Origin of the sequence: Pseudomonas sp. B16(2017) (assembly GCF_002113205.1) — a bacterium.
In the GTDB taxonomy this organism is placed as follows: Bacteria; Pseudomonadota; Gammaproteobacteria; order Pseudomonadales; family Pseudomonadaceae; genus Aquipseudomonas; species Aquipseudomonas pharyngis.
Genome location: NZ_NEKA01000003.1, coordinates 116085 through 139031 on the forward strand (window position 1 = coordinate 116085; position 22947 = coordinate 139031).

The window sequence follows — 22947 nt, forward strand, 5'->3', positions numbered from 1 at the left end:
GCAGAGGATGCGCGCAGGAATCGAGGTGCTACTTCAGTGTCATGCCCAGCATCACGATGATGAGTAGCGCGATATACACCCACGCATGCACCCGATCCGGTATCCGCCCGATCCACCGTGTGGCCAGTCGAATCCCCAGCATCGAGCCCAACGTCAGCACCGCGAACGCCAGCAGATCCACATACCCGATAAACCATGGCCCGAGTTCTGTCTCGCTGAACCCCGCCAACAACATGTAAGTCAGCGTCCCCGCCAATGCCACAGGCACGCTCAATGGATTGGCCATCGAAGTCGCCTGCGACATGCTCAACCCGCAACGCCGCAACAACGGCACAGTCATGACGCTTCCTCCTACACCGAGGAAGGTTGCGATGGCGCCGATGCCTACACCGCCGCCGGACGTTTCCACCGTTCCCAATCGCCGTGGGATGGCGCCTTCGGACTGCGTAAGAAAGCCGCGTCGCAGCAGGCAATCGACAATCGTCACGCCGAGGTAGGCGATGAAGGCATAACGAATGATTTCGCCGCTGACCCACACCGCGGCGATTGCGCCGACGACTGCGCCCAATCCGATGAACCCGCCCAAGGGCCACAGGTAATCACGGATGAGGTTGCCGGCGCGGCGGTGTTTGTCGGTGGCGACCAGGGCGTTGACGATCATCACGCAGGTCGAGGTGGCGACCGCGATGTGCATGGCGGATTGGCTGATCGGGTCGCCGGCGCCGTGGCTGGCGGTGAGCATGCGGTATAGCAACGGCACGACGACGAAGCCGCCGCCGAAGCCGAATAGCACGGCGGTGACGCCGGTCAGGCAGCCGAAGAGTGTCAGCAGGAGGTAGAACATGGCGCGTCGTCCGTTGTTGGGGAGCGGTCGACGATAGTGCGGCGGCGCTTGGCCTGCTTCAGCAAGTCAGCCAATAATGTTTGCGTTTACGCCAACCGCTGGATGCCGCTCGATGCGCAATGTTTCGATCAATCTGCTGGATGACACGCCGCGCCCGGTGGTGGCGATCGGTACGGATTATTCCCACGGCTATCTGTTGCCACGTCATACGCATCGGCGGGCGCAATTGTTGTACGGCGCGACCGGGGTGATGCAGGTCAGCACGCATGACGGCAACTGGGTGGTGCCGCCGCAGCGGGCGGTGTGGATTCCGCCGGGGGTGGCGCATGAGGTGTTGATGCTGGGGGTCAGCACGCGCAGTTTGTATATCGAGCCGGGGGCGGTGGATCTGGGTGAGCGTTGTCAGGTGATCAGTGTGTCGTCGCTGATGCGGCACTTGCTGATGGAAGCAGTGGAGCTGCCGCTGGCCTATGACCTGACCGGGCGTGACGGCGTGCTGATCGACTTGTTGCTGCATGAATTGCTGCGCAGTACACCGCTTCCGTTGCATATCCCGCTGCCGTCTGACGGAAGACTGGTCGAATTGTGTCAGACCTTTCTGCATCAGCCGAATGCTCACCAATCACCCCAGCATTGGGCCGATCAGCTGCACGTAAGCTTACGCACCTTCAACAGAATGTTTCGTCAGCAGACCGGCTTGAGTTTCAGTCAATGGCGCCAGCGCGCCTGCGTGGTATTGGCACTGGCACGGCTGGCGGCGGGTGAAGCAGTGACGCGGATTGCCCTGGATTTCGGCTATGACAGCCCGGCGGCGTTCTCGACGATGTTCCGTCGGACCCTCGGTCAGGCACCGTCCGTCTGGTTGGAGGCGGCGAACTAGGGCAAATCAAAAAATGCGTTTGATCCCGGTCGAAAACAACTGTACAAAAACACAGTAAATTTTCCATCAGCACTCTCGAGCCCGGAGCACACCATGGCCTCTTCAGCGATGAACCTCATCCTCGAACGTATCGCCCTTTTCCAGTTCACCCCGACCCATTGCGCCCAGGCCCGAGGGATGTTGGGCTGGAGCATTGAACAGTTGTCGCGGGAGGCCAAGGTTTCAGTAGACGACATTCAGCGGTTCGAAGCGCAGCTGGACGTGGCGGATGAGGTGCGGCTGGCGTTGACCTATCGGTTTGAAGCGCAGGGGTTGGTGTTCTTTCCGGGGTTTGCGCCGGGGCGTTCGACAAGCAATGGTTCGACAGCCGAATCAGTGCGTGGGGATTATGCGATGGCGGAGTGATTCGGTTCGCCTGATGGAGGCGAACCTGCACCAGTGAGTTAGGCCCCTTGGACCACCGCCTCACTCTCCCCTTCAACCGCCAACCACCACGCACTCCCGCGTTGCGGCTGTGCCAAGTTGAAAGCCTCGCCCATTTGCGGCGTGGTGATGGAAACACTGCGCTCCCAGGCCAGCGCAAGAATGCGGTCAAACGGCTCATGCCAGGCATGCATCGCCAGGTCGAACGTGCCGTTGTGGATCGGAAACAACCAGCGGCCCTTGAGATCGATGTGGGCTTGCAGGGTCTCTTCCGGCTGCATGTGCACGTGGGGCCATTCGACGTTGTAGGCGCCGGTTTCCATCAGGGTCAGGTCGAACGGGCCGTATTGTTCGCCGATGCGTTTGAAACCGTCGAAGTAGCCGCTGTCACCGCTGAAGAAAATCCGCGTATCGCCGTCGATGATGACCCAGGATGCCCAAAGGGTCTGGTTGCCATCGAACAGGCCGCGCCCGGAAAAGTGCTGCGACGGAGTGGCGATGAAGCGGATGCCGGCGACTTCGGTGCCCTGCCACCAGTCGAACTGGCGGATCTTGCTGGCATCGATGCCCCATTTGATCAGGGTGTCACCGACGCCCAGCGGGGTCAGGAACACGTTGACCTTGTCCGCCAGTTTCAATACGGCCTCGTAGTCGAGGTGGTCGTAATGGTTGTGCGACAGGATCACAGCTTCGATCGGCGGCAACTCGTCAATGCTGATCGGCGGCTGGTGAAAGCGTTTCGGTCCGGCCCATTGCACAGGCGAGGCGCGCTCGGCAAACACCGGGTCGGTGATCCAGAACTTGTCTTGCAGCTTCAACAGCAAGGTCGAGTGGCCGAGGCGGTAGACACTCTGGTTGGGAGCGGCGATCAGGTCGGCGCGGGTCAGTGGCTGCACCGGGATAGCTGCCGCCGGCCGAGTGTTACGTGGTTTGTGGAAGATCATGTTCCACATGATGCGCAGCATCTTGCGCAAACCTTCGCGCTGCACCGGCGCGTGGTTACGGAAAGTCCCCTCGGCCTGGCGCGAAGCTTCAGGTGCTGGACTAACCGCGGAAGAAATTGATTTGGCCATGACTGAAAGACTCCAGGTAAACCGCGCAATTCACGGCTTTCCACGGTGGGACGATAAATGGCCAAGGCACGCACGCATTAGCCGGACATCTGTTTTTAGGGTGCACCGATTAAGGCAACATTACACTGTTCGGTGTACTTTCTAGGTTGCATCAAACCCGGTGGCAAGTAAACTGCCGAGTGTAATTTCACCTTTTTTCTGCCGAATCGAATTTATGACAGCTCCAACGCGCCTCACCGACCGTAAACGAGAAGCCATCATCCAGGCCGCGATCGCCGAATTCCGTACCAACGGGTTTGAGGTCACCAGCATGGACAAGATCGCGGCCACGGCCGGGGTTTCGAAGCGCACGGTGTACAACCATTTCCCCAGCAAGGAAGAGCTTTTCGCCGAAATTCTCAACCAGTTGTGGGCACGGATCAGTACTGAGCAGGCCGTGTCGTATCAGCCCGATCAGCCCTTGCGGGATCAGTTGCGAACGATGCTGTTGGCCAAGTTGCAAATGATGGCGGACGACAACTTCATGAATCTGGCCCGTGTCGCCATCGCGGCTGCGATCCACTCGCCGGAACGCGCGCAGAACATGGTGGCGCGCATGGGCGAACGTGAGGAAAGCGTGACCGTGTGGATTCGTGCCGCACAGGCGGATGGTCGATTGAAACCGGTCGATCCAGAGTTCGCCGCCCATCAAGTGCAGGGGCTGCTGAAGACGTTTGCCTTCTGGCCGCAGATCTCCCTGGGCCAGCCCTCGCTCGAGAGCACGATGCAAAATGCCGTGGTCGATTCTGCAATCGACATGTTCCTGGCCTGCTACCAGCTCTAGATCAGGCCTGCGCCACAGTAAATGGCTCACAAGGACACTGAATTTTCCCGCTGGAATAAATGACAATGCCTGCCATTGGCCGATGAACGGTCACGCTGAAGAATTACACTGCAAAGTGTTTCAGAATGAATCTGGCGCAGAACACCATGGAAAACCAACGCGGCAAAGGCTTGTCATTCGCCAGACGCATTTACCTGCCGCGAGCCATCGGGCTTGGCATCGGCTTCTTCAGCGTGGGCGCCGCGGTGTATCCGTTGAACATGCCGTCCTGGCTATGGACCTTGTTGCTGTTTAACGGCTTTCTCTGGCCGCATGTGGCCTATCAATGGTCGACCCGCTCGGCCTTTCCCTATCGCGCCGAACGCCGCAACCTGCTCTATGACTCGGTGTTCGGCGGTTTCTGGACCGCGTGTTTCCAGTTCAACCCACTGACCACCGTGACCATTCTGTCGATGATGACCATGAACAACGTGGCCGCCGGTGGCGTGCGCCTGTTCTGGCTCGGCGCGCTCGCCCAGGTGATCGGCGTGCTGCTGGGCTGGTCAATGTTCGGGGTCAAGTTCACTCTGACGGCCACGCAGACTCAGGTCTGGGCCTGCCTGCCGATGCTGACGCTTTATCCGCTGGCTTTGGGAATGGTTTGCTACCGGTTGGCGATCAAACTCGCCGAACACAAACGCACTCTAAGCGCCCTGAGCCGAACCGACAGCCTGACCGGCCTGCTCAACCACGGCGCCTGGAAAGACCTGCTGCATCTCAAGTTTCAGCAGTGCCGACAGCACAATTCCCAAGCGATTCTGGCGCTGATCGACATCGATCATTTCAAGTCGATCAACGACAGTTACGGACACATCGTCGGCGATGCGGTGCTGCGGCAATTGAGTCACGAGCTGAAGTTCGTGCTCGACGGAAGCGAGCTGGCCGGACGATACGGCGGCGACGAATTCTGCGTGATCCTGCCTAACCTGCCCCTGAGCAAGGCCGAAGCGCTGATGAAGCAACTGCGTCAGGGAATAGATCGTTACCGCCATCCCGACGTCCCCGAGCTGCGAGTCAGCCTGAGTATCGGGCTTGCTCGCTATCAAACCTCGTACGCCGATGCCCTTGAGTGGTTCGAAGATTCCGACAAGGCGCTGTACACGGCCAAGCACACGGGACGTAACACAATCAGCGTAGCGTTGAGCCGATCACCCGCCTGAAAAAACTTGTACAAAATTGAGAAAAATCGACTTCTTGTACAAGTTTATAAAGTTTTGTATAAGTTAATCCGCCAGCCGGGATGCTGGCACACTGCTTCCAGCCATCGAGATATCTGGCTGGCTGACGCGGAAACAGGGACCCCACCTTCAGTCCTATTTCCAGAGTGCCATGAACATGATTTTCAACCGCCACAAGACTGCCCTCGTCGATCTCCAAAACACCATCAACCAACAAGCCGGCCTGCTGGAGGCGATCAACCGCTCCATGGCAGTGATCGAATTCGATGTCGACGGTGTGGTTCTGCGCGCCAACGACAACTTCCTGAAAACCATGGGTTACACCCGCGAACAGGTGATCGGGCAGCCCCATCGCCATTTCTGTTCTCCCGAGTTTGCCCGTGGCAATCAGTACACCGAGTTGTGGTCGCGATTGAAAAGCGGCCAATTCCAATCTGGCACCTTTGAACGCATCGACAGCCAGGGCCGTCCGATCTGGCTCGAAGCCAGCTATAACCCGATCAAGGATGACTCGGGTCGCGTGGTGAAAGTGGTCAAGTACGCCATGGATGTCACCGCCAAAGTGCAGCAGGAAAGCGAAGCCAATGCGAAATTGCAGGCGATCGACCGCGCCATGGCGGTGATCGAATTCGATCTCGACGGCAATATCCTCACCGCCAATCAGAATTTTCTGACGCGCATGGGCTACACCCTCGCCGAACTCAAAGGCAAACATCACCGTTTGTTCTGCCCCGCGCAGCTGGTCAACAGCAGCGCCTACCAGGATTTCTGGCGCCGACTGAATCAGGGCGAACTGTTTCAGGGCCAGTTCGAACGCGTCGACAAACGCGGGCAGACCGTGTGGCTTGAAGCCAATTACAACCCGGTCTACGACGCCGCCGGCCGCTTGTGCAAAGTGGTGAAGTTCGCGTCGGACGTGACCGCCCGGGTCGAGCAGCACGAGCAGGATGCGCGCAGTGCCAGCGCCGCCTATCACATCTCGGTGGCCACCCGAAAAGTCGCTGAGCAAGGTACGCAAGTGATTCAGCAAGCGGCCAGTGAAATGCGCGAAATTGCCGACGACATCGCCGAATCCTCAACCCTGATCGCACAACTCGGCGAGCGCTCCGAGCAGATCACCGCCATCGTCAACACCATCCGCGCGATTGCCGATCAGACCAATCTTTTGGCCCTGAACGCCGCCATCGAAGCCGCGAGAGCCGGTGAGCAGGGTCGCGGTTTTGCCGTGGTGGCCGATGAAGTACGGCAACTGGCGGCGCGCACCAGCGGCTCGACAGCGGAAATTTCCAACATGATCGGCCTGATCCAGACCGAAACCCGTCAGGCGATCAAAAGCATGGATGGCACCCGTGGTCGCGCGGCGCAGGGTGTTGAGCTGGCGGATCAGGCCGGTACGGTGATTTTGCAGATTCGTGACGGCGCCAGCGAAGCGGTGGAAGCCGTGAGCATGTTCGCCAATGACCGGGCGCCGGGATAAACGCGATCACGGCCACCGCAGCGCCCGCCCCAGTTCATCGAACAGCGTGACCACCGAGCGCAATGCGCGGCAGTCGGGGCGGGTGAGCAACCACAACGCGGTGTCGTAACCGTGCAAGGGTTCGCTCAGGGCTTGCAGCCCTTCGTTGATGAGAAAGTCCGGCAACGCCGCCACGCCCAGTCCGGCGCGGACCAGTTCCGTGACAGACAGCATGCTATTGCAGCGATAGCTCGGCGTCACACCGGGCAACTGCTGACGGCGCCAGGTGACGGTCGGGTGATCAGGCAAAAAGTCGTCAGGGGCGATCCAGGTCAGCGCCGCCAGATCGGTCGCTTCAACCTTTTGTAGATAACGCTGACTGGCGCAGACCCGGTAGGAAATCTTCGCCAGCTCCCGTCCGACCAGATGCTCCGGCGGTGTGCGTGTCAGACGCAGGGCGATGTCGGCATCGCGGCGGCTGAGGTTGGCGAAATCGTTGGAGGTGCTCAGCTCGATGGTCAGTGCCGGATAGTTCGGCATGAACTGCGCGAGCGCCGGCAGCAGCAGACCTTGCAACACCGAATCGGTACAGGTCAGGCGCACCGTGCCGCTGACCACTTCGCCGCCCTGCTCCACACCGATACGCGCCGCTTCCAGTGCTTGCTCGGCACGTTCGGCCTGCTCGGCCAAGGTCTGCGCGAGGCTGGTGGGCAAATAACCGGCGCGGCTTTTTTCGAACAGTTGCTGGCCGAGTGACGCTTCCAGTCGGCGCACGGCGCGAAACACCGTCGACACATCGACCCTCAACAGCTGCGCGGCCCGGGCCAGAGAGCCGCCGCGCACTAAAGCGAGGATCAGGGCCAGATCCGGGAAATCCAGTTGGTATTGCGTGGCTGCATTGATCACTTGGGCAAACGCCAATTTCGAGTGCGTGAACGCCAATCTATAGTGAGCTTCGTCCCTCAACAAGCACAGCGAGTCCTCATGGAATCCAGAGCCCTGCGCATCGCCCTGATCGGTGATTTCGACCCGCAAGTCACCGCCCACCAAGCCATCCCGGTCGCCCTTGGACTGGCGGCGGAACACCATCGCCGTCCGATCGATTTCGAATGGTTGGCCACCGACCGAATCCTGCCGGAGACACCGCTGGAACATTTCGACGGCTTCTGGTGTGTGCCGGCCAGCCCCTATAAAAGTGAAGACGGGGCCCTGCGGGCCATCCGCTTTGCCCGCGAGCAGCAGCGCCCTTTCCTCGGCACCTGCGGCGGTTTTCAGCATGCGGCGCTGGAGTTTTCCCGCCACGTGCTGGGCTGGGCCGACGCCGAGCATGGCGAAACCTCGCCAGACTCCAGCCGCGCGGTGCTCACACCGCTGACCTGCTCGCTGGTGGAGGCAGTGGACAGCATTCATCTGGTGCCCGGTTCGTTGATGGCCAGGGCGTACGAAACGTCGGAAATTCGCGAAGGCTATCGCTGCCGCTACGGTGTGAATCCGCAGTTCGAAAGGGAGTTGCTGACCCATGAACTACACGCCGTGGGTCACGATTCGGCAGGCGATCTGCGCGCCATCGAACTGCAAAACCATGTGTTCTTTGTCGCCACACTGTTCCAGCCGGAGCGTGCGGCGCTCAAGGGGAACTTGCCACCGCTGGTGCGAGCGTTTGTCGAAGCCTGCTCGGAGCACTGTCGATGAATCCGAACACTGCGTGTTTCGCCGTGATCTTCACTTCGACCCGCACCGAGGGCGATAACGGCTATGCCGAGGCCTCCGAGCGCATGATGCAATTGGTTGCCGAGCAACCGGGTTTTCTCGGCGTCGATTCGATCCGGGGCGCGGACGGGGTGGGGATTACGGTTTCGTACTGGGAGAGTGAGGCGGCAATTCTGGCGTGGCGCGAGCATCCGGAGCACCGGATGATTCAGGCGCGTGGACGGGCCGAGTGGTATTCGGCGTATCAGACGCGGGTGTGTCGGGTGGAGCGGGAATATCGGTTCGGCCAGTGACTATTAAGGTGTACTCACTGGCCCCTTCGTCGGAACGCCGCCCGGAGCAAGCCCGCTCCCACAGGGTACTGCGTTGTTCTCAAGATCACGCGGTACCTGTGGGAGCGGGCTTGCCCGCGAAGGGGCCGGAACAGTCGCAGCAGAATCTCAGCCCTTCACCAGACTACGCACCGCCTCAATCTCCGGCACTTCGCGTTTATTCATATAAACGCGCAACGGCTCGGTGATGTTGATCCGGTCATCGATGTTCTGGTCCAGCAGCAACTGGATCAGTTCGCGCTTGAGGGTCATGGTCTGTTCGGTGGTCGGTGCCCAGACGAATTCGCTGCACGGGATGATGTCGTCATCGGCCACGTCCATGCCGAACGAGTCCTCACTGAAGCGCACGATGTACTGGCCGGTCTTGCGGTTGAGGCCGACGAAGCCTTTGAGGTCGTCGGCGGCCTGGCAGATGAGTTGCGATGTGATGCGCATGGTAAACCTCACGAAAAGAATCGATGGTCTACACGCAGGGCAATGGGTGGCGCGCCCTCTTCCGGGGCGGTTGCCGTGGCCAAGCGTACTGCAAACGAACGCACAAAAGTGCGCAAATTTTCGCTTTCAGTACGTTTATGTCGGTCTCGCGATAGCAGGTTTTCGTTTGAGTTGCTAAAAGGTACATCTTTGAAAATGCCTGCGAAAGGAACTCGATAATGCCCGCCACTTTCACCAAAAGCGCACTGCTGCTGAGCCTGATGCTCGGCCTCGCTCAGGCCCACGCCGCCAACCAGTCGAGCCCCGTCGCACTGGCCGCCACTCAAGGCATTCCGCACCCGGCGGTGATCGCCCACCGTGGCGCCTCCTTCGATGCCCCGGAATCCACCGCTGCGTCCTACAAACTGGCCCGCGACCTGGGCGCCGATTACCTGGAAATGGATTTGCAACGCAGCAAGGACGGCGTGCTGTTCGCCCTGCACGACGACAACCTGCAACGCACCACCGATGTCGCCACCAAATTCCCGGAGCGCAAGGACAGCCCGGCCAATGCCTTCACCATGGCCGAACTGAAGACCCTCGACGCCGGCAGCTGGTACAACGCCAAGTACCCGGATCGCGCCCGCCCGTCCTATGTCGGTCTGAAGATTCTGACCCTCGACGAAATCATCGACATCGCCCAGGCCAACCCAAAGCACAAACCCGGCCTGTACATCGAAACCAAGGAACCGAAGCTGTTCCCGGGGATCGAGCATGACCTGAAGGAAAAACTCCAGGATCGCGGCTGGTTGAGCCCGGCCGGTTCGAAACTGGCGAAAAGCGCCCTCGGTGTCGGTCAGGGCAAAGGCAAGGTGATCCTGCAAACGTTCGAGAAGAGCAGCCTGGAAATGCTGCAGAAGGAAATGCCGCAGGTGCCGAAAATCCTGTTGCTGTGGGTGGGCGAAGGCAGCATCGAGCCGAAATCCAAAGTGACCTTTGCCGAATCCGGCGAGAAGGACAAGAACGCGTTCTACGGCAAGCAGGAGCCGAAATCCGAAGCCGAGTTCAAGCAGTGGATCGACTACGCCAAGGCCCAGGGCGCGATCGGCACCGGCCCTTCGGCGAAGCTGACCCACGGCGGCGATCAGAGCTATTCGGATCTGGTGCAGCCCTGGATGAACCAGTACACCCACGATCAGGGCCTGCTGGTGCACGTCTACACCGTGGATGAGCCGGTGGACTTCGAGAAAGTCATGGCCGCCGGCGTCGACGGCATCTTCACCAACCGCGCCAGCGAACTGCTGAAGTTCTACAAACGCCCGGCCGCCGCCAGTGTGGATCAGGTGTTGAAGAACAACGGCTTCTGATCTGCAAATTCGGGCGTCAGTATCGCGAGCAGGCTCGCTCCCTCGGGGAGTCCGGCCTGCTCGCTGCGTTTTAAGGGTGAATTAAGTTGCGGCGATTAACCTGAACTCACTTAAACGAATCACCCAAAGGAATAACCGATGAAAACTTTGACTGCCCTGTTTACCGCTGCCGCCCTGACCCTCACCGCTGGCCTGGCCCAGGCTGACGTTCGCGTTGACCAGATCCCGCAACTGGTCAAGGAAGGCAAGATCAAATCGCTGGAGTCGATGAACGCAGAAGCGCTGAAACTGCATCCGGGTGCGACCATTACCGACACCGACCTGGATAACCACTTCAATGGTTATGAGTACGAAGTTGAACTCAAAACTGCCGATGGCAAAGAATTCGATGTGGACTTCGATGCCACCACCGGCAAAGTGTTGAGCAACAAGCAAGACACTTGATTCACCCCAACAATCCCCGTGGGAGCGAGCCTGCTCGCGATAGCGCTGGATCAGTCAATATTGAATCGGCTGACCGGACGCCATCGCGAGCAGGCTCGCTCCCACATTGTTTTGTGGTGACCTTAAGCTGAGGTGCTGACCAGCGAGCCGGAAGTACCGCTGTCCGAATCCTGCAACGCCGCCAACAACGCCGCCGTCGCCGTCTGCAACGAAGCCGACGTCGTCGCGATCTGCGATTGCGCAGCCGCGACATCCGCAGCCTTCGCATCCTGACTTTCCTGCTTGGCCTGAGCCGCTTGCAACGCCTGCTGCTCTTCCTGCAACTGCTTCTGCAGCTCGGCAATCTGCTTGCGCAGTGCTTTCACGGTGTCCGATTCATCGCTGCTGGAACTGCTGTCGCCCGCCGGCGCCGCGCCACCGCCCGCCGCCACTTTGCTGGTGTCGGCCTTCACACCGTTGCTGGCCGCCGCGGTGGTCGAAGTGTCGTCGCCCGTGTCGGCAATCGAGGTTTTGCTGGTAGACGTAGTGACGGTCTGATTGATCGAAACAGACGTGATGCTGACCATGGGAAATCTCCAATGCCGGTGATAGATAACCGGGCATCGGCGGCGGTCTGCACGAATTGAGATCGACTGTGTACCGACTCGGTATCCGAAACGGTACACAGTCATTGGCCGGTCAGACGCTCAGGCGAGCGGTGACGTCGTTCAGTTGGCCGGACAGGCCATGCAGGTTCTGGCTGGCGCTTTCAGTGCGCTGCACGTTGTCGAGGTTGGTGCTGGCGATCGAGGTGATCTCGGTCAGGTTGCGCGAGATGTCTTCGGCCACCGAGGTCTGCTCTTCGGCTGCCGTGGCGATCTGACGGTTCATGTCGCGGATCGCTTCCACCGCGTGGGTGATGCGCTCGAGCATGGCGCCGGCCTGGGTCACTTGCTCGACGCTTTCATCGCTGCGGGTCTGGCCGCTGTCGATGGCGTGGGCCGCATCCACCGCGCCGGTCTGCACGCTGTGGATGATCTGGTTGATCTCGATGATCGACTCCGCCGTACGCTGCGCGAGGTTGCGAACTTCGTCGGCGACCACCGCAAAACCACGCCCGGCTTCACCGGCCCGGGCCGCTTCGATGGCGGCGTTGAGCGCCAACAGGTTGGTCTGCTCAGCGATCCCGCGAATCACTTCCAGCACCTTGCCGATGCGGCCGCTGTCGGCTTCCAGACGGCGGATGACCGTGGCGATGTTGGCGATTTCGCCGCGCATCTGGGTGATGCTGTGGATGGTGCTCTGCATGACCTTCTCGCCCTGTTGCGCGGACTGATCGGCATCGTCGGCAGCACGAGCGGCGTCGGCCGCATGACGGGCGACTTCCTGGGCAGTGGCGGACATTTCGTTCATCGCGGTGGCCACCTGATCGGTGCGGTTGAACTGTTCGTTGGTGCCGCCGGCCATCAGCGTGGCGATGGCATTCAACTCGCCGCTGGCGTTGTCCAGATCCTTGGCGCTGCGTTGCAGATGATTGAAGGTTTCGGCGAGGAAATCGCGCAGGGTGTTGGCGGCAGCCGCCAGGTTGCCCAGTTCGTCCTGACGGTCGCTGACCACGCGCTCGACCAGACGGCCCTTGCTCAACTGGGTGACATAGTCGATGAGTTTGCGGATCGGCTCGACCAGGTTGCGGTTGACCAGCCACAGGCTGAGCAAACCGATCAACAGACCGGACGCGAGCATCACCAACAGCCCCAGCCACACGGTGCGGTCAGCACTGGCGCTGATCTGCGCCGATTGCTCGGTGCCCTGCTTGCGCAACTCGGCGACCAGTTCGCTCATCTGATCGCTGGCGGCACGGTCAACGCCTTTGACGGCAGCATCGCCAGCAGTCGGATCGGCACCGGCGGCGACGTAGGCAACACGACCCTTCTGGTACGCAGCGCCGAGCAGACGATGTTCTTCGCGCAGGCGTTCGATGCGGGTTTTCAGCGCAGGCTCGAGGCCTTTCTGGTTGGCCAGCTCACCGAGGATGCCCTGCACATCGCGCTGACGGTCTTCGAACTGGCCCCAGTACTTGACCAGATCCGCCGGTTGCTTGCCGCGCAGTAGGACGTTTTTCCACTCCTGGACCTGCACCTTGAATTGCAGGTTGGCTTCGTCGATCAGTTGCGAAGTGTGCAAGGGGCCGGCGATCAACTGGCTGTAACTCTGCACGCCGTTGGACAGGAAGTGAAAGCAGGCCAGCGCGATCAACAGCATCGCCAGCAGGCTGCCGCTCAGCAGGGCGAGAATTTGCGCTCTCAGGGATTTTTGCAGCATTGCAGGTACTCGGGACAGGGATGAGGCACGTCCGGTAAGACGTGATTTTTTAGCCGGACATCCGTGTCGGCGGACCTTGGCTCTTGGCCGAAGGCGCGCAACCTAACTCATGCGTGATCGGCGTGCCAGAGGCCTTCTTGAGTCATTTCCGACGGCCGGTAACGCGTTGATTTGACGTCATTTTGCTGTCACACAAGCGTCATGTGACATTGCGATGATGCGGCTCAGGTGAATCTGCAAATCCCGCGACAGACGCCTCCTCGCAGCGAGCCTTCATGAACCACAGCCTCGATATCAGCCATCGCGATCCTGACCTGTTCGGCCTGCTTTACGGCTTTCGATTTCGCCCCGGCGAACGCGGGCGCGAGGTGGATTCGGCGACCGCCCTGCGCTGCCTGCAAGACGATAGCGACAGCGATGAGTTTCTCTGGCTGCACCTGAACCTGGCCCACGCCGCGTGCGAGCGCTGGATGAAAAGCCATCTGCAGTTGCCCGAAGAATTTTTCGAAGCGCTGCACGAAGGTTCGCGTTCGACCCGCATCGAGCATGTCGATTCGGCGTTGCTGGCGGTGGTCAACGATGTGGTGTTCAACCTCAGCAGCATGGTTTCTTCAGACGTTTCGACGTTGTGGGTCTGCGTGCGCAGCAAACTGATCGTCAGTGCGCGTCTGCAACCGCTGCACTCAGTGGACAAGCTGCGTTCGTCGGTGAAGTCCGGCGAGTGTTTTCGTTCGCCGCTGGAACTGCTGGTGCACCTGCTGCGCGATCAGGGCGAAGTGCTGACCCAGATCGTGCGCAAGACCAGCATGAGCGTCGATCAGGTCGAGGACGAATTGCTCTCCTCGCGGCTGTCGACCAACCGCGCCGAACTCGGTGCCAACCGGCGAGTGCTGGTGCGCCTGCAACGACTGCTGGCGCTGGAACCGGGTTCGCTGCTGCGCCTGCTCAATCGGCCGCCGCCGTGGCTGCAGAAGGAAGACGTGAAGGAGCTGCGCAAGTCCACCGAGGAGTTCGCGCTGATCATCAACGACCTCACGGCTCTGGGCGAGCGGATCAAGCTGTTGCAGGAAGAGATCGCCGCCAACCTCAACGAACAGAGCAACCGCACGCTGTTCACCCTGACCGTGGTCACGGTGCTGGCGCTGCCGATCAACATCATTGCCGGTTTCTTCGGCATGAACGTCGGCGGTGTGCCACTGGCCACCGACCCGGAGGGGTTCTGGATTCTGGTGGCGCTGGTGGCAACGTTTACCGTGATCGCCGGGCGCTGGGCGTTTCGCAAACGCCGGGATTATTAAGACCGGCGGCGCGGCTAATCCGCCAAACACTGATCTGTCGCAGCCTCTCTGTAATATTTAGCAACGATCATGGGCGACACTCCTTCCCCCGCTCAGGATTGTCCGCCCATGGCTACTCCCTCCCTGACCGTCAGCCCGGCCTCCGCTGCCAGTGGCAGGCCGGCGCTCGACAAAAAAACCGGCCCCTTCACTTACGTGGTGTTCTTCGCCGTGCTGGCCATGGGAATGCTGTTCACCGCCTACAGCCTGATGCACGACATGCACGAACTCGGCACGGTGGTCACCACCTGGACCCCGTTCCTGCTGCTCGGCGTGGCGCTTCTGATTGCGCTGGGCTTCGAGTTCGTCAACGGCTTCCACGACACCGCCAACGCCGTGGCCACGGTGATCTACACCCACTCTCTGCCGCCGAATGTGGCCGTGGTGTGGTCGGGATTCTTCAACTTCCTCGGCGTGCTGCTGTCCAGCGGTGCAGTCGCGTTCGGCATCATTGCGCTGCTGCCAGTAGAGTTAATTCTGCAGGTCGGCTCGTCCGCCGGTTTCGCGATGATCTTCGCCCTGCTGATCGCGGCGATCCTGTGGAACCTCGGCACCTGGTGGCTGGGCCTGCCGGCCTCGTCGTCGCACACGTTGATCGGTTCGATCATCGGCGTCGGCGTGGCCAACGCGCTGATGCATGGTCGCGACGGCACCAGCGGTGTGGACTGGGCCCAGGCGACCAAGATCGGTTACGCGCTGCTGCTGTCGCCGCTGGTGGGTTTCGGTTGCGCGGCGCTGTTGCTGCTGGCGCTGCGTGCGTTCGTGAAAAACCGTTCGCTGTACAAGGCACCGGAAGGCAACACCCCGCCGCCGTGGTGGATTCGTGGTCTGCTGATCCTGACCTGCACCGGCGTGTCCTTCGCCCACGGTTCCAACGACGGCCAGAAAGGCATGGGCCTGATCATGCTGATTCTGGTCGGCACCCTGCCGATGGCTTATGCGCTGAACCGGACCATGCCGGAAGAACAGTCGCTGCAATTCGCCGCTGTCGCCCAAGTGACCCAGCAAGCGCTGGTGAAAAGTGCGCCACTGCCGGCACCGGCCGATCCACGTGCCGTGCTCTCCGACTACGTGCGCAGCAAGGAAGCCACGCCACAACTGATCCCGGCCCTCGCCGTCCTGACCGGGCACATCGGTGAAGAAGTCAAAGGCTACGGCTCGCTGGCGAAAGTCCCGGCCGAGGCCATGGGCAACGTGCGTAACGACATGTACCTGGCCAGCGAAACCATTCGCCTGATGGACAAGAACAAGGTCGGCACCTTCGACGCCGACACCAGCGGCAAGCTGCAACTGTTCAAGCAACAGATCGACAACGCCACGCGGTTCATTCCGCTGTGGGTGAAGATCGCGGTGGCGATTGCGTTGGGGCTGGGCACCATGGTCGGCTGGAAGCGGATCGTGGTCACGGTCGGCGAGAAGATCGGCAAGACCCACCTGACCTACGCCCAGGGCGCTTCGGCTGAAACCGTGGCGATGTTGACCATCGGCGCCGCCGACATGTTCGGTCTGCCGGTGTCGACCACTCATGTTTTGTCCTCGGGCGTGGCCGGGACCATGGTCGCCAACGGTGGCGGTTTGCAGATGAAGACCATCCGCAATCTGCTGATGGCGTGGGTCCTGACATTGCCGGCGGCGATTCTGTTGTCGGGCAGCCTGTATTGGCTGTTTACCCAGATTTTCTGATCCAGCCGAATCCCTGTGAGAGCCGTTGCTCCCACAGGGATTTGCGGCATGAATCAAAGCGTCGAGCGAATCAAATCCCCCAGCCAGTCCATGAACACCCGCACCCGCAACGGCAGCTGCCGCTGCCTCGCGTACAACAGTGAAATGCCCATCGCCGGCGCGGTGTATTGCGGCAGCACGGTGACGATCTCACCGCTGTCCAGATAGGTGTTCATCCCGGTGCGCGGCACCTGGATCAGACCAAACCCGCCCAGACATGCCGACTCGTACGCATCGGTGCTGTTGACCGTCACACTGCCGGCCATCGGCACCCGGTGGACCTGTCCGTCCTGCTCGTAGACAAACCCTTCTGAACGCGAACCCAGCACACCGACGTAGTGGACCAGTCGATGCTGCGCCAGATCTTCAATGGTCTGCGGCACGCCGTAGCGCTCCAGGTACGCGGGGCTGGCGCAGTTGATCATGCTGAAATCCCCCAGGTGCCGCGCCACCACCGATTGATCGGGCTGCGCGCCGATGCGCAGCACGCAATCGAAACCTTCGGCGAGCAGGTCGACCCGGCGATCGGTGCTGCTGATTTCCAGTTCCAGGTTCGGATGACGGGCCATGAATTCCGGCAACTTCGGCATGATCAGCCGCCGCGCCAGGATGTTCGGCATGTCAATCCGGATCCGCCCGGTCAGCGACGCTTCGTCCTGACGGAACAGGTTTTCAATTTCGTCCATGTGCGACAGCAGATCCTTGCTCCGCTCATACAGCGCGAGGCCGTCCTGAGTCGCCTGGACCTTGCGCGTGGTGCGTTGCAGCAGGCGCGTGCCGAGCAGGGTTTCCAGCGCCTGCACCTGCTCGGATACCGTTGAGCGCGGCAGCCCCAGACTCTCCCCCGCCATCGTAAAACTCGACAATTCGCTGACCCGGACGAAGGTGCGCAGCAGTTCCAGTTTGTTCATGGGCCACCCATTGATTGTTCGGACATACCGACCAGTGATTCCGGTTTCAGTCTGTTTATCACCTCACAGCGGATAAATAAACTTTGCTCCATCAACCGTCACCGCCATCGAGGAAGACCCATGAACCGCAAAATCGCATTGATCACCGGTGCCAGCCGTGGCCTCGGCAAGAATGCCGCCCTGCACCTCGCCGCGCAAGGCGTGGACATCATCGGCACCTACAACAGCCGCGCCGATGAAGCCCAGGCGCTGGTGCAGGAACTGCAAACACTCGGCGCCAACGCCGTGATGCTGCAACTGGATGTCGGGCGCAGCGAAGGCTTTGCCGATTTCGCCGTGAAAGTCGAACAGGCACTGCAACAGCTCGAGCGTCCGCGCTTCGATTTCCTGATCAACAACGCCGGAATTGGCGTGCATGCGTCGTTCGCCGACACCACGCCGGAGCAGTTCGACCTGCTGATGAACGTGCAGTTGAAAGGGCCGTTCTTCCTGACTCAGCAACTGCTGCCGCTGATCAACGATGGCGGGCGGATCATTAACATCTCCAGCGGTCTGGCGCGCTTCACCCTGCCGGGTTATGCCGCTTACGCTGCGATGAAAGGCGCGATGGAAGTGCTGACCCGTTATCAGGCCAAGGAGTTGGGGGCGCGGCAGATCGCTGTGAATATCCTGGCACCGGGTGCCATCGAAACCGATTTCGGCGGCGGCGCGGTGCGCGACAATTCGGCACTGAACGCCATGGTCGCCAGCAACACCGCGCTGGGCCGTGCCGGGCAGCCGGATGACATTGGCGGTGCGCTGGCGCTGCTGCTGTCGCCGGGGGCGCAGTGGATCAACGGTCAGCGGATTGAAGCGTCCGGCGGGATGTTTCTCTAAACCCGGCAAAAATCCAGGACAAAAAAAATCGCTGCCCTCACAGGCGGCGATTTTTTGCTTTCAGTTCTGGCAAACGCTGCGCATCACCAGCCGCTCGCGCACCACGTCATAACCCCAGTGATAAACGTAGGTGTATGGCAGGAAGAACAGCAGCACGCCGATGTCGAGCAGGAACGCCTGCCACAGGCTGACCGACAGCCACCAGGCAATCAGCGGCACGCCCATCACAATCAACCCGCCCTCGAACAGCAGCGCGTGCGCCACTCGCACCCAGGCATTGTGGGCGATGTTCCAGCGCTTGAGCAGGCGGTCGAAGAAGGCGTTGAACACCACGTTCCAACCCAGGGCCAGCAACGCGATGAAGAGAGTGACGGCGCCCATTTCGACCAGCGGTTTGCCCATGATCCACGCCAGCAACGGGGTACAGATCAGGATCGCCAGCAGTTCGAAACCGATGGCCTGGAAGATACGCTCAGTGATGGATTTGTTGGCAGTCATGGCCGAAGTCCTCTGTGAAGATGGTTGTCATGATCCAGCACCACACCGATACTTCATAACCAATAACCATCGATCAAGGCGATAGTTCATGGCGTCTCAGGAAGTGTTGCTGGCGTTTGTTCAGGCCGCCACTCAAGGCTCGTTTTCGGCGGCCGCGCGCAAACTCGGGCGCAGTCAGTCGACCGTGAGCGCGGCGGTGGCCAGTCTGGAGATTGATCTGGATCTGGTGCTGTTCGACCGCAGCAGCCGCAAGCCGACGCTGACCCCGGCCGGGCACGTGATGCTGCAACGGGCCGAAGCGATTCTGTCGGCCAACAGCCGCCTGGAAATGACCGCCCGGCAATTGGCTCAGGGCGTCGAGCCGAAACTCACGGTGGCGATTTCCGACACTTATCAGTCCGACCGCTTCGAAGCGGCACTGGTGGGGTTCGAGCAGCGTTATCCGGATCTGGAGCTGGAATGCCTGATCGCCGAGTGCGATGACCTGATCGAACTGGTGCAGCGCGGTCGGGCGCACCTGGCGTTCGCCGAGATGCAGGAAAACTACCCACCGGGTCTGGCGAGCGCGACCGTCGCCGAGCGTACGGAAATCGCCTTGTTCGTGGGACGTGGCCATCCGTTGGCGACACAGGAATCCATCGATCAAACGGTCCTTGAACAGCATCGCGAGCTGCGCCTGGCCACCATCGTCAATCCCTATGACAGTCGCGGCAAAGGCCGGGTGTGGTCGGCGCCGAGTTATCTGATGTTGCTGGAAATGGCCGAGAAAAGTTTCGGCTGGGCGCCGCTGCCGCGCTGGCTGGTGGAGCGTTTCGGCAATGACTTGCTGGTGGAACTGAAGGTGCGCGGCTGGCCGAAACCGGTGTTCGTCGATGCGCTGTGGTCGCGGCTGTACCCGCCGGGGCCGGCGGGAAGCTGGTTGCTCAGCAAGATGCTGGAATAGCTCAGGCCGCCTCGATGGCTGCCGGGCGATTGACCTGAAAATACTCGTGCAACCCACGCATCGTCGGCAACTCCAGCGCCTGCGCCGCGTAGCACAATCCCACCCGCCGGGTCGGCGCCGGCAGGTGCAGCGCTCTTACAACGATGCGCTCGTGCCCGCTCACCAGCGACTGCGGCAACATCGCCACGCCGACACCCGCCGCCACCATGTGCAACGCCTGTTGCAGTGAACCGGCATGCCCGGCCACTACTTCCGGCGAGCGTCCGTACAGCGCCATCAACCGTTGATGCGAAGGATGTTGCGGACAGGTGATCCAGTCTTCGATCGGCGCCCAGCCTGCCTGCGCGTTGGCCATCGGATGGTCGAGAGGCAGCGCCATCACATACGACTCTTCCCACAGCGGCAGGAACAGTTCGTCCTCGCAGCACATGTCCTCGACCGCCAATCGACCATCGCCGTGACAGCCCTCCTCCAGGGTCAGCAGCAGATTGGGCAACGCCTGATGGGCCATCCGCACGAAGGCTTCGATGTGGCTGGCGGCGATGTCGCCCTCGATGCCGAGGGTCAGCGGTACGCGATTTTCGCGGCCGCGAAACATCCGGCTCAGCGCCTCGGATTCGGCCACCATCCGGCGTGCCTGCGGGTACAGCAGTCGCGCTTCGTCGCTGACGTCCACACCACGGGGCTGACGCACGAACAGCGTCGCGCCCAGTTCTTCTTCCAGCTGTTTGATGGTCACCGACAACGTGGGCTGACTGATGAACAGCCGTTGCGCGGCAGCGGTGATGTTGCGTTCCTCGAACACCGCGAGGAAGGCTTTGAGATGACGGATATCCATAGGAGATTCCGATAGCAGACAGAGGAATAAGGCATTTTTCAGCCTCCAGCGGGCTAAATATACTGCGTCACGAATCTGGTTATTTGTTTTTCTTATCTCAGGAGTTCAACCATGAGCAAGCCCTTGATCATCATCACCGGCGCCAGCTCGGGCATCGGCGAAGCCACCGCCCGCCGCTTGAGCGCTGCCGGCCATCCACTGCTGTTGCTGGCGCGGCGCATCGAACGCCTTGAAGCACTGGCCCTGCCGAACACCCTCAGCCGCCGCGTCGACATCACCGACCGCGCCGCTTTGCTGGCCGCTGTCGCCGAGGCGGAAGCGCAATTCGGGCCGGCCGATGCGCTGATCAACAACGCCGGGGTGATGCTGCTGGGCGAGATGAGCAAGCAGGACCCGGCGCAGTGGGACCAGATGCTCGATGTCAACGTGAAAGGTCTGCTCAACGGCGTGCACGCGGTGGTCGCCGGGATGATCGAGCGCAAGCACGGCACGATCATCAACGTCAGCTCGGTGGCCGGGCGCAAGACCTTCCCCAACCATGTGGCCTATGTCGGGACCAAGTTCGCGGTGCATGGATTGTCGGAAAACCTGCGTGAAGAGTTGTCTCCGCATAACGTACGGGTGACCACGATTGCGCCGGGTGCGGTAGAGACCGAGTTGCTGAGCCACACCACGGATGAGGCGATCAAGACCGGGTATCAGGCGTGGAAACAGGACATGGGCGGCACGGTGCTGAGCGCCGAGGATGTGGCGACGGCGATTGCTTATGCGTATGAGCAGCCGCAGGGGGTTTGTATTCGCGAGATTGTGATGGCTGCCACGCGCCAGCAAGCCTGATCCATTGTTACAGACCTTAACGGCCCCTTCGCGGGCAAGCCCGCTCCCACATTTGATCGCATTCCAATTGTGGGAGCGGGCTTGCCCGCGAAGAGGCCAATATTGCCAACGATCCTTTCGGATCAGTCCAATGCTCTAAGCCGCCCCTCGATAAACCGCCGCTCCGGCTCCTGCCGGGTCAATTCCAAGACACGCCGATAAGCCACCCGCGCCTCCTCAACCCGCCCCAACTGCCGACAAAACTCCGCCCGCGCCGAATGCGCCAGGTGGTAATCCTGCAACTCCCCACGCCCCAGAATCCCCTCGATCAAGGTCAACCCCGCCAGCGCCCCGTCACGCTTGGCCACCGCCACCGCCCGGTTCAATTCGATCACCGGCGACGGCACCGCTCGCAGCAACACGTCATACAGCCCGACGATCTGCGCCCAGTCCGTTTCCCCCGCCGTCGGCGCTTCGGCGTGCACCGCCGCAATCGCTGCCTGCAGGCAGTAAGGCCCAAAGCGTCCCGTGGTCAGCGCCTTTTCCACCAGATCACAGCCTTCGGCGATCAGCTCGGCATTCCACAATCCGCGATCCTGATCATCCAGCAGAATCAGTTCTCCATCCGGCGTCGACCGCGCCGAGCGCCGCGATTCATGCAGCAGCATCAACGCCAGAAGCCCCATGACTTCCGGGTCCGGCAACAACTCCAGCAGCAACCGCCCGAGGCGGATCGCCTCACGGGTCAGGTCTTCGCGGGTCACCTGGGCGCCACCGGATGCCGAGTAGCCTTCGTTGAACACCAGATAAATCACCCGCAACACGCTGTCGAGGCGTTCGGGCAATTCGCTCAGGCTCGGTACTTGATAAGGGATTTTCGCGTCGCGGATCTTGGCCTTGGCCCGCACGATGCGCTGGGCAATCGCCGCCGGGGCCGAGAGGAATGCCCGGGCGATTTCCTCGGTGGTGAGGTCGCAGACTTCACGCAGGGTCAGCGGCACTTGCGCGTCCGCCGCCAGCGCCGGGTGGCAGCAGGTGAAGATCAGGCGCAGGCGATCGTCTTCCACGTCTTCGGCGTCCCATTCGGACTGTTCCAGTTCTTCCAGTTGCGCCAGCAACAACGGTTGCGAGGCCTTGAACCGTGCGCGCCGACGCAACACGTCAATGGCCTTGAAGCGCCCGGTGGACACCAGCCAGGTCCGCGGATTGTCCGGCACGCCGTCGCGCTGCCAGCGTTCGACCGCGACGAAGAACGCCTCGTGCAAGGCTTCTTCGGCGAGGTCGAAATCGCCGAGCAGGCGGATCAGGGTGGCAAGGATCCGCCGCGAGTCTTCGCGATAGACCTGCTCGACCCGCGCCCTGACTTCAGACATTCAACTGGCGCACGGGACGCACTTCGACGCTGCCGACCCGGGCCGCCGGAATGTTGCCGGCGACCTGAATCGCTTCGTTGAGGTCCCGCGCGTCGATCAGGTAGAAGCCGGCCAACTGCTCCTTGGTCTCGGCGAACGGGCCGTCGGTGATCGACAGCTTGCCGTTACGCATGCGCACCGTGGTGGCGGTCTGCACCGACTCCAGCGCTTCGGCGGCGACCATTCGGCCGCTGCCCTGGATCGACTCGGCGTAGGCCCAGCATTCGGCGTCCTCCGGGCTGTCGGGCGACGAATGCAGCAGACGCTCATCGCTGTAGACCAGGCATAAATACTTCATGGCGTTCTCCTG

24 protein-coding genes and 2 pseudogenes are annotated in these 22947 nt (G+C 61.1%); 15 read left to right on the forward strand and 11 right to left on the reverse strand.

Features of this window, described 5'->3' with window-relative positions:
• Positions 1 to 28: 28 nt before the first annotated feature.
• Positions 29 to 844, reverse strand: a complete 816-nt coding sequence (locus CAG25_RS05805; protein ID WP_085610745.1) for a sulfite exporter TauE/SafE family protein — start codon at positions 842 to 844, stop codon at positions 29 to 31.
• A 112-nt stretch (positions 845 to 956) separates the two neighbouring features.
• On the opposite strand from CAG25_RS05805, the gene CAG25_RS05810 reads away from it, so the two are divergent.
• Both CAG25_RS05810 and CAG25_RS05815 read left to right on the forward strand, forming a co-directional pair.
• Positions 957 to 1724, forward strand: a complete 768-nt coding sequence (locus CAG25_RS05810; protein ID WP_085610746.1) for a helix-turn-helix domain-containing protein — start codon at positions 957 to 959, stop codon at positions 1722 to 1724.
• Positions 1725 to 1817: 93 nt separating this feature from the next.
• Complete coding sequence (locus tag CAG25_RS05815; RefSeq protein ID WP_085610747.1) at positions 1818 to 2129, forward strand: hypothetical protein; 312 nt, start codon at positions 1818 to 1820, stop codon at positions 2127 to 2129.
• Between the two features lie 38 nt (positions 2130 to 2167).
• Here CAG25_RS05815 and CAG25_RS05820 read toward each other — a convergent pair whose 3' ends face one another.
• The gene (locus CAG25_RS05820; protein WP_085610748.1) at positions 2168 to 3220 is read right to left on the reverse strand and encodes an MBL fold metallo-hydrolase; all 1053 of its coding nucleotides are present in this window, start codon (positions 3218 to 3220) and stop codon (positions 2168 to 2170) included.
• Positions 3221 to 3434: 214 nt separating this feature from the next.
• On the opposite strand from CAG25_RS05820, the gene CAG25_RS05825 reads away from it, so the two are divergent.
• The 4 genes and pseudogenes from CAG25_RS05825 to CAG25_RS29045 form a co-directional block, all read left to right on the forward strand.
• Complete coding sequence (locus CAG25_RS05825; RefSeq protein ID WP_085610749.1) at positions 3435 to 4043, forward strand: TetR/AcrR family transcriptional regulator; 609 nt, start codon at positions 3435 to 3437, stop codon at positions 4041 to 4043.
• A gap of 146 nt (positions 4044 to 4189) precedes the next feature.
• The gene (locus tag CAG25_RS05830) at positions 4190 to 5242 is read left to right on the forward strand and encodes a diguanylate cyclase (protein ID WP_085610973.1); all 1053 of its coding nucleotides are present in this window, start codon (positions 4190 to 4192) and stop codon (positions 5240 to 5242) included.
• Between the two features lie 265 nt (positions 5243 to 5507).
• A pseudogene (locus CAG25_RS29040) lies at positions 5508 to 6191 on the forward strand (PAS domain-containing protein); the annotation flags it as partial.
• A 108-nt stretch (positions 6192 to 6299) separates the two neighbouring features.
• Positions 6300 to 6737, forward strand: a pseudogene (locus tag CAG25_RS29045) (methyl-accepting chemotaxis protein); the annotation flags it as partial.
• 6 nt (positions 6738 to 6743) lie between these two features.
• On the opposite strand, the gene CAG25_RS05840 reads toward CAG25_RS29045, so the two are convergent.
• Positions 6744 to 7685, reverse strand: coding sequence for a LysR family transcriptional regulator (locus tag CAG25_RS05840; protein WP_085610750.1), 942 nt, complete (start codon positions 7683 to 7685; stop codon positions 6744 to 6746).
• A gap of 15 nt (positions 7686 to 7700) precedes the next feature.
• On the opposite strand from CAG25_RS05840, the gene CAG25_RS05845 reads away from it, so the two are divergent.
• Positions 7701 to 8408: a CTP synthase gene (locus CAG25_RS05845; RefSeq protein ID WP_085610751.1), complete on the forward strand. Its 708-nt coding sequence runs from the start codon at positions 7701 to 7703 to the stop codon at positions 8406 to 8408.
• Positions 8405 to 8719, forward strand: coding sequence for an antibiotic biosynthesis monooxygenase (locus CAG25_RS05850; protein WP_085610752.1), 315 nt, complete (start codon positions 8405 to 8407; stop codon positions 8717 to 8719). The genes CAG25_RS05845 and CAG25_RS05850 overlap by 4 nt, the downstream gene beginning before the upstream one ends.
• 147 nt (positions 8720 to 8866) lie before the next feature.
• Here the strand turns inward: CAG25_RS05850 and CAG25_RS05855 are convergent, their stop codons facing one another.
• The gene (locus CAG25_RS05855; protein WP_085610753.1) at positions 8867 to 9193 is read right to left on the reverse strand and encodes a DUF2025 family protein; all 327 of its coding nucleotides are present in this window, start codon (positions 9191 to 9193) and stop codon (positions 8867 to 8869) included.
• 218 nt (positions 9194 to 9411) lie between these two features.
• Between CAG25_RS05855 and CAG25_RS05860 the strand changes: the two genes are divergently transcribed.
• Together CAG25_RS05860 and CAG25_RS05865 are read left to right on the forward strand one after the other, a co-directional pair.
• Positions 9412 to 10539 carry a glycerophosphodiester phosphodiesterase gene (locus CAG25_RS05860; protein ID WP_085610754.1) on the forward strand — a complete coding sequence of 376 codons (1128 nt, stop codon included), beginning with the start codon at positions 9412 to 9414 and terminating at the stop codon, positions 10537 to 10539.
• Positions 10540 to 10677: 138 nt separating this feature from the next.
• Positions 10678 to 10983, forward strand: coding sequence for a PepSY domain-containing protein (locus CAG25_RS05865; RefSeq protein ID WP_007963131.1), 306 nt, complete (start codon positions 10678 to 10680; stop codon positions 10981 to 10983).
• A 122-nt stretch (positions 10984 to 11105) separates the two neighbouring features.
• On the opposite strand, the gene CAG25_RS05870 is transcribed toward CAG25_RS05865, so the two are convergent.
• Positions 11106 to 11549, reverse strand: coding sequence for a hypothetical protein (locus CAG25_RS05870; protein ID WP_085610755.1), 444 nt, complete (start codon positions 11547 to 11549; stop codon positions 11106 to 11108).
• Between the two features lie 112 nt (positions 11550 to 11661).
• Entirely contained in the window at positions 11662 to 13284 is a 1623-nt protein-coding gene (locus CAG25_RS05875; protein ID WP_085610756.1) for a methyl-accepting chemotaxis protein, read from the reverse strand.
• A gap of 275 nt (positions 13285 to 13559) precedes the next feature.
• Between CAG25_RS05875 and CAG25_RS05880 the strand changes: the two genes are divergently transcribed.
• A complete protein-coding gene (locus CAG25_RS05880) occupies positions 13560 to 14582 on the forward strand; it encodes a transporter (RefSeq protein ID WP_064598851.1) in 1023 nt (340 codons plus the stop codon).
• Positions 14583 to 14690: 108 nt separating this feature from the next.
• Entirely contained in the window at positions 14691 to 16304 is a 1614-nt protein-coding gene (locus tag CAG25_RS05885; RefSeq protein WP_064598853.1) for an inorganic phosphate transporter, read from the forward strand.
• Between the two features lie 53 nt (positions 16305 to 16357).
• Here CAG25_RS05885 and CAG25_RS05890 read toward each other — a convergent pair whose 3' ends face one another.
• Positions 16358 to 17254: a LysR family transcriptional regulator gene (locus tag CAG25_RS05890; protein ID WP_085610757.1), complete on the reverse strand. Its 897-nt coding sequence runs from the start codon at positions 17252 to 17254 to the stop codon at positions 16358 to 16360.
• 120 nt (positions 17255 to 17374) lie between these two features.
• Between CAG25_RS05890 and CAG25_RS05895 the strand changes: the two genes are divergently transcribed.
• A complete protein-coding gene (locus CAG25_RS05895) occupies positions 17375 to 18130 on the forward strand; it encodes an SDR family NAD(P)-dependent oxidoreductase (protein WP_085610758.1) in 756 nt (251 codons plus the stop codon).
• Between the two features lie 60 nt (positions 18131 to 18190).
• On the opposite strand, the gene CAG25_RS05900 is transcribed toward CAG25_RS05895, so the two are convergent.
• Positions 18191 to 18628 (reverse strand): multidrug/biocide efflux PACE transporter, encoded by a 438-nt coding sequence (locus CAG25_RS05900; RefSeq protein WP_085610759.1) that lies wholly within the window; start codon positions 18626 to 18628, stop codon positions 18191 to 18193.
• Between the two features lie 88 nt (positions 18629 to 18716).
• On the opposite strand from CAG25_RS05900, the gene CAG25_RS05905 reads away from it, so the two are divergent.
• On the forward strand, positions 18717 to 19571 hold the full coding sequence (locus CAG25_RS05905) for a LysR family transcriptional regulator (protein WP_085610760.1): 855 nt from the start codon (positions 18717 to 18719) through the stop codon (positions 19569 to 19571).
• 1 nt (position 19572) lies between these two features.
• Here CAG25_RS05905 and CAG25_RS05910 read toward each other — a convergent pair whose 3' ends face one another.
• Positions 19573 to 20409, reverse strand: a complete 837-nt coding sequence (locus tag CAG25_RS05910; protein ID WP_085610761.1) for a LysR family transcriptional regulator — start codon at positions 20407 to 20409, stop codon at positions 19573 to 19575.
• Positions 20410 to 20520: 111 nt separating this feature from the next.
• Here CAG25_RS05910 and CAG25_RS05915 point away from each other — a divergent pair, with 111 nt between their 5' ends.
• Positions 20521 to 21246: an SDR family oxidoreductase gene (locus CAG25_RS05915; protein WP_085610762.1), complete on the forward strand. Its 726-nt coding sequence runs from the start codon at positions 20521 to 20523 to the stop codon at positions 21244 to 21246.
• A 122-nt stretch (positions 21247 to 21368) separates the two neighbouring features.
• On the opposite strand, the gene CAG25_RS05920 is transcribed toward CAG25_RS05915, so the two are convergent.
• Both CAG25_RS05920 and CAG25_RS05925 read right to left on the reverse strand, forming a co-directional pair.
• The gene (locus CAG25_RS05920) at positions 21369 to 22598 is read right to left on the reverse strand and encodes an RNA polymerase sigma factor (protein ID WP_085610763.1); all 1230 of its coding nucleotides are present in this window, start codon (positions 22596 to 22598) and stop codon (positions 21369 to 21371) included.
• On the reverse strand, positions 22591 to 22935 hold the full coding sequence (locus CAG25_RS05925) for a YciI family protein (protein ID WP_007951101.1): 345 nt from the start codon (positions 22933 to 22935) through the stop codon (positions 22591 to 22593). Before CAG25_RS05925 ends, CAG25_RS05920 begins: the two co-directional genes overlap by 8 nt.
• Between the last annotated feature and the right edge of the window lie 12 nt (positions 22936 to 22947).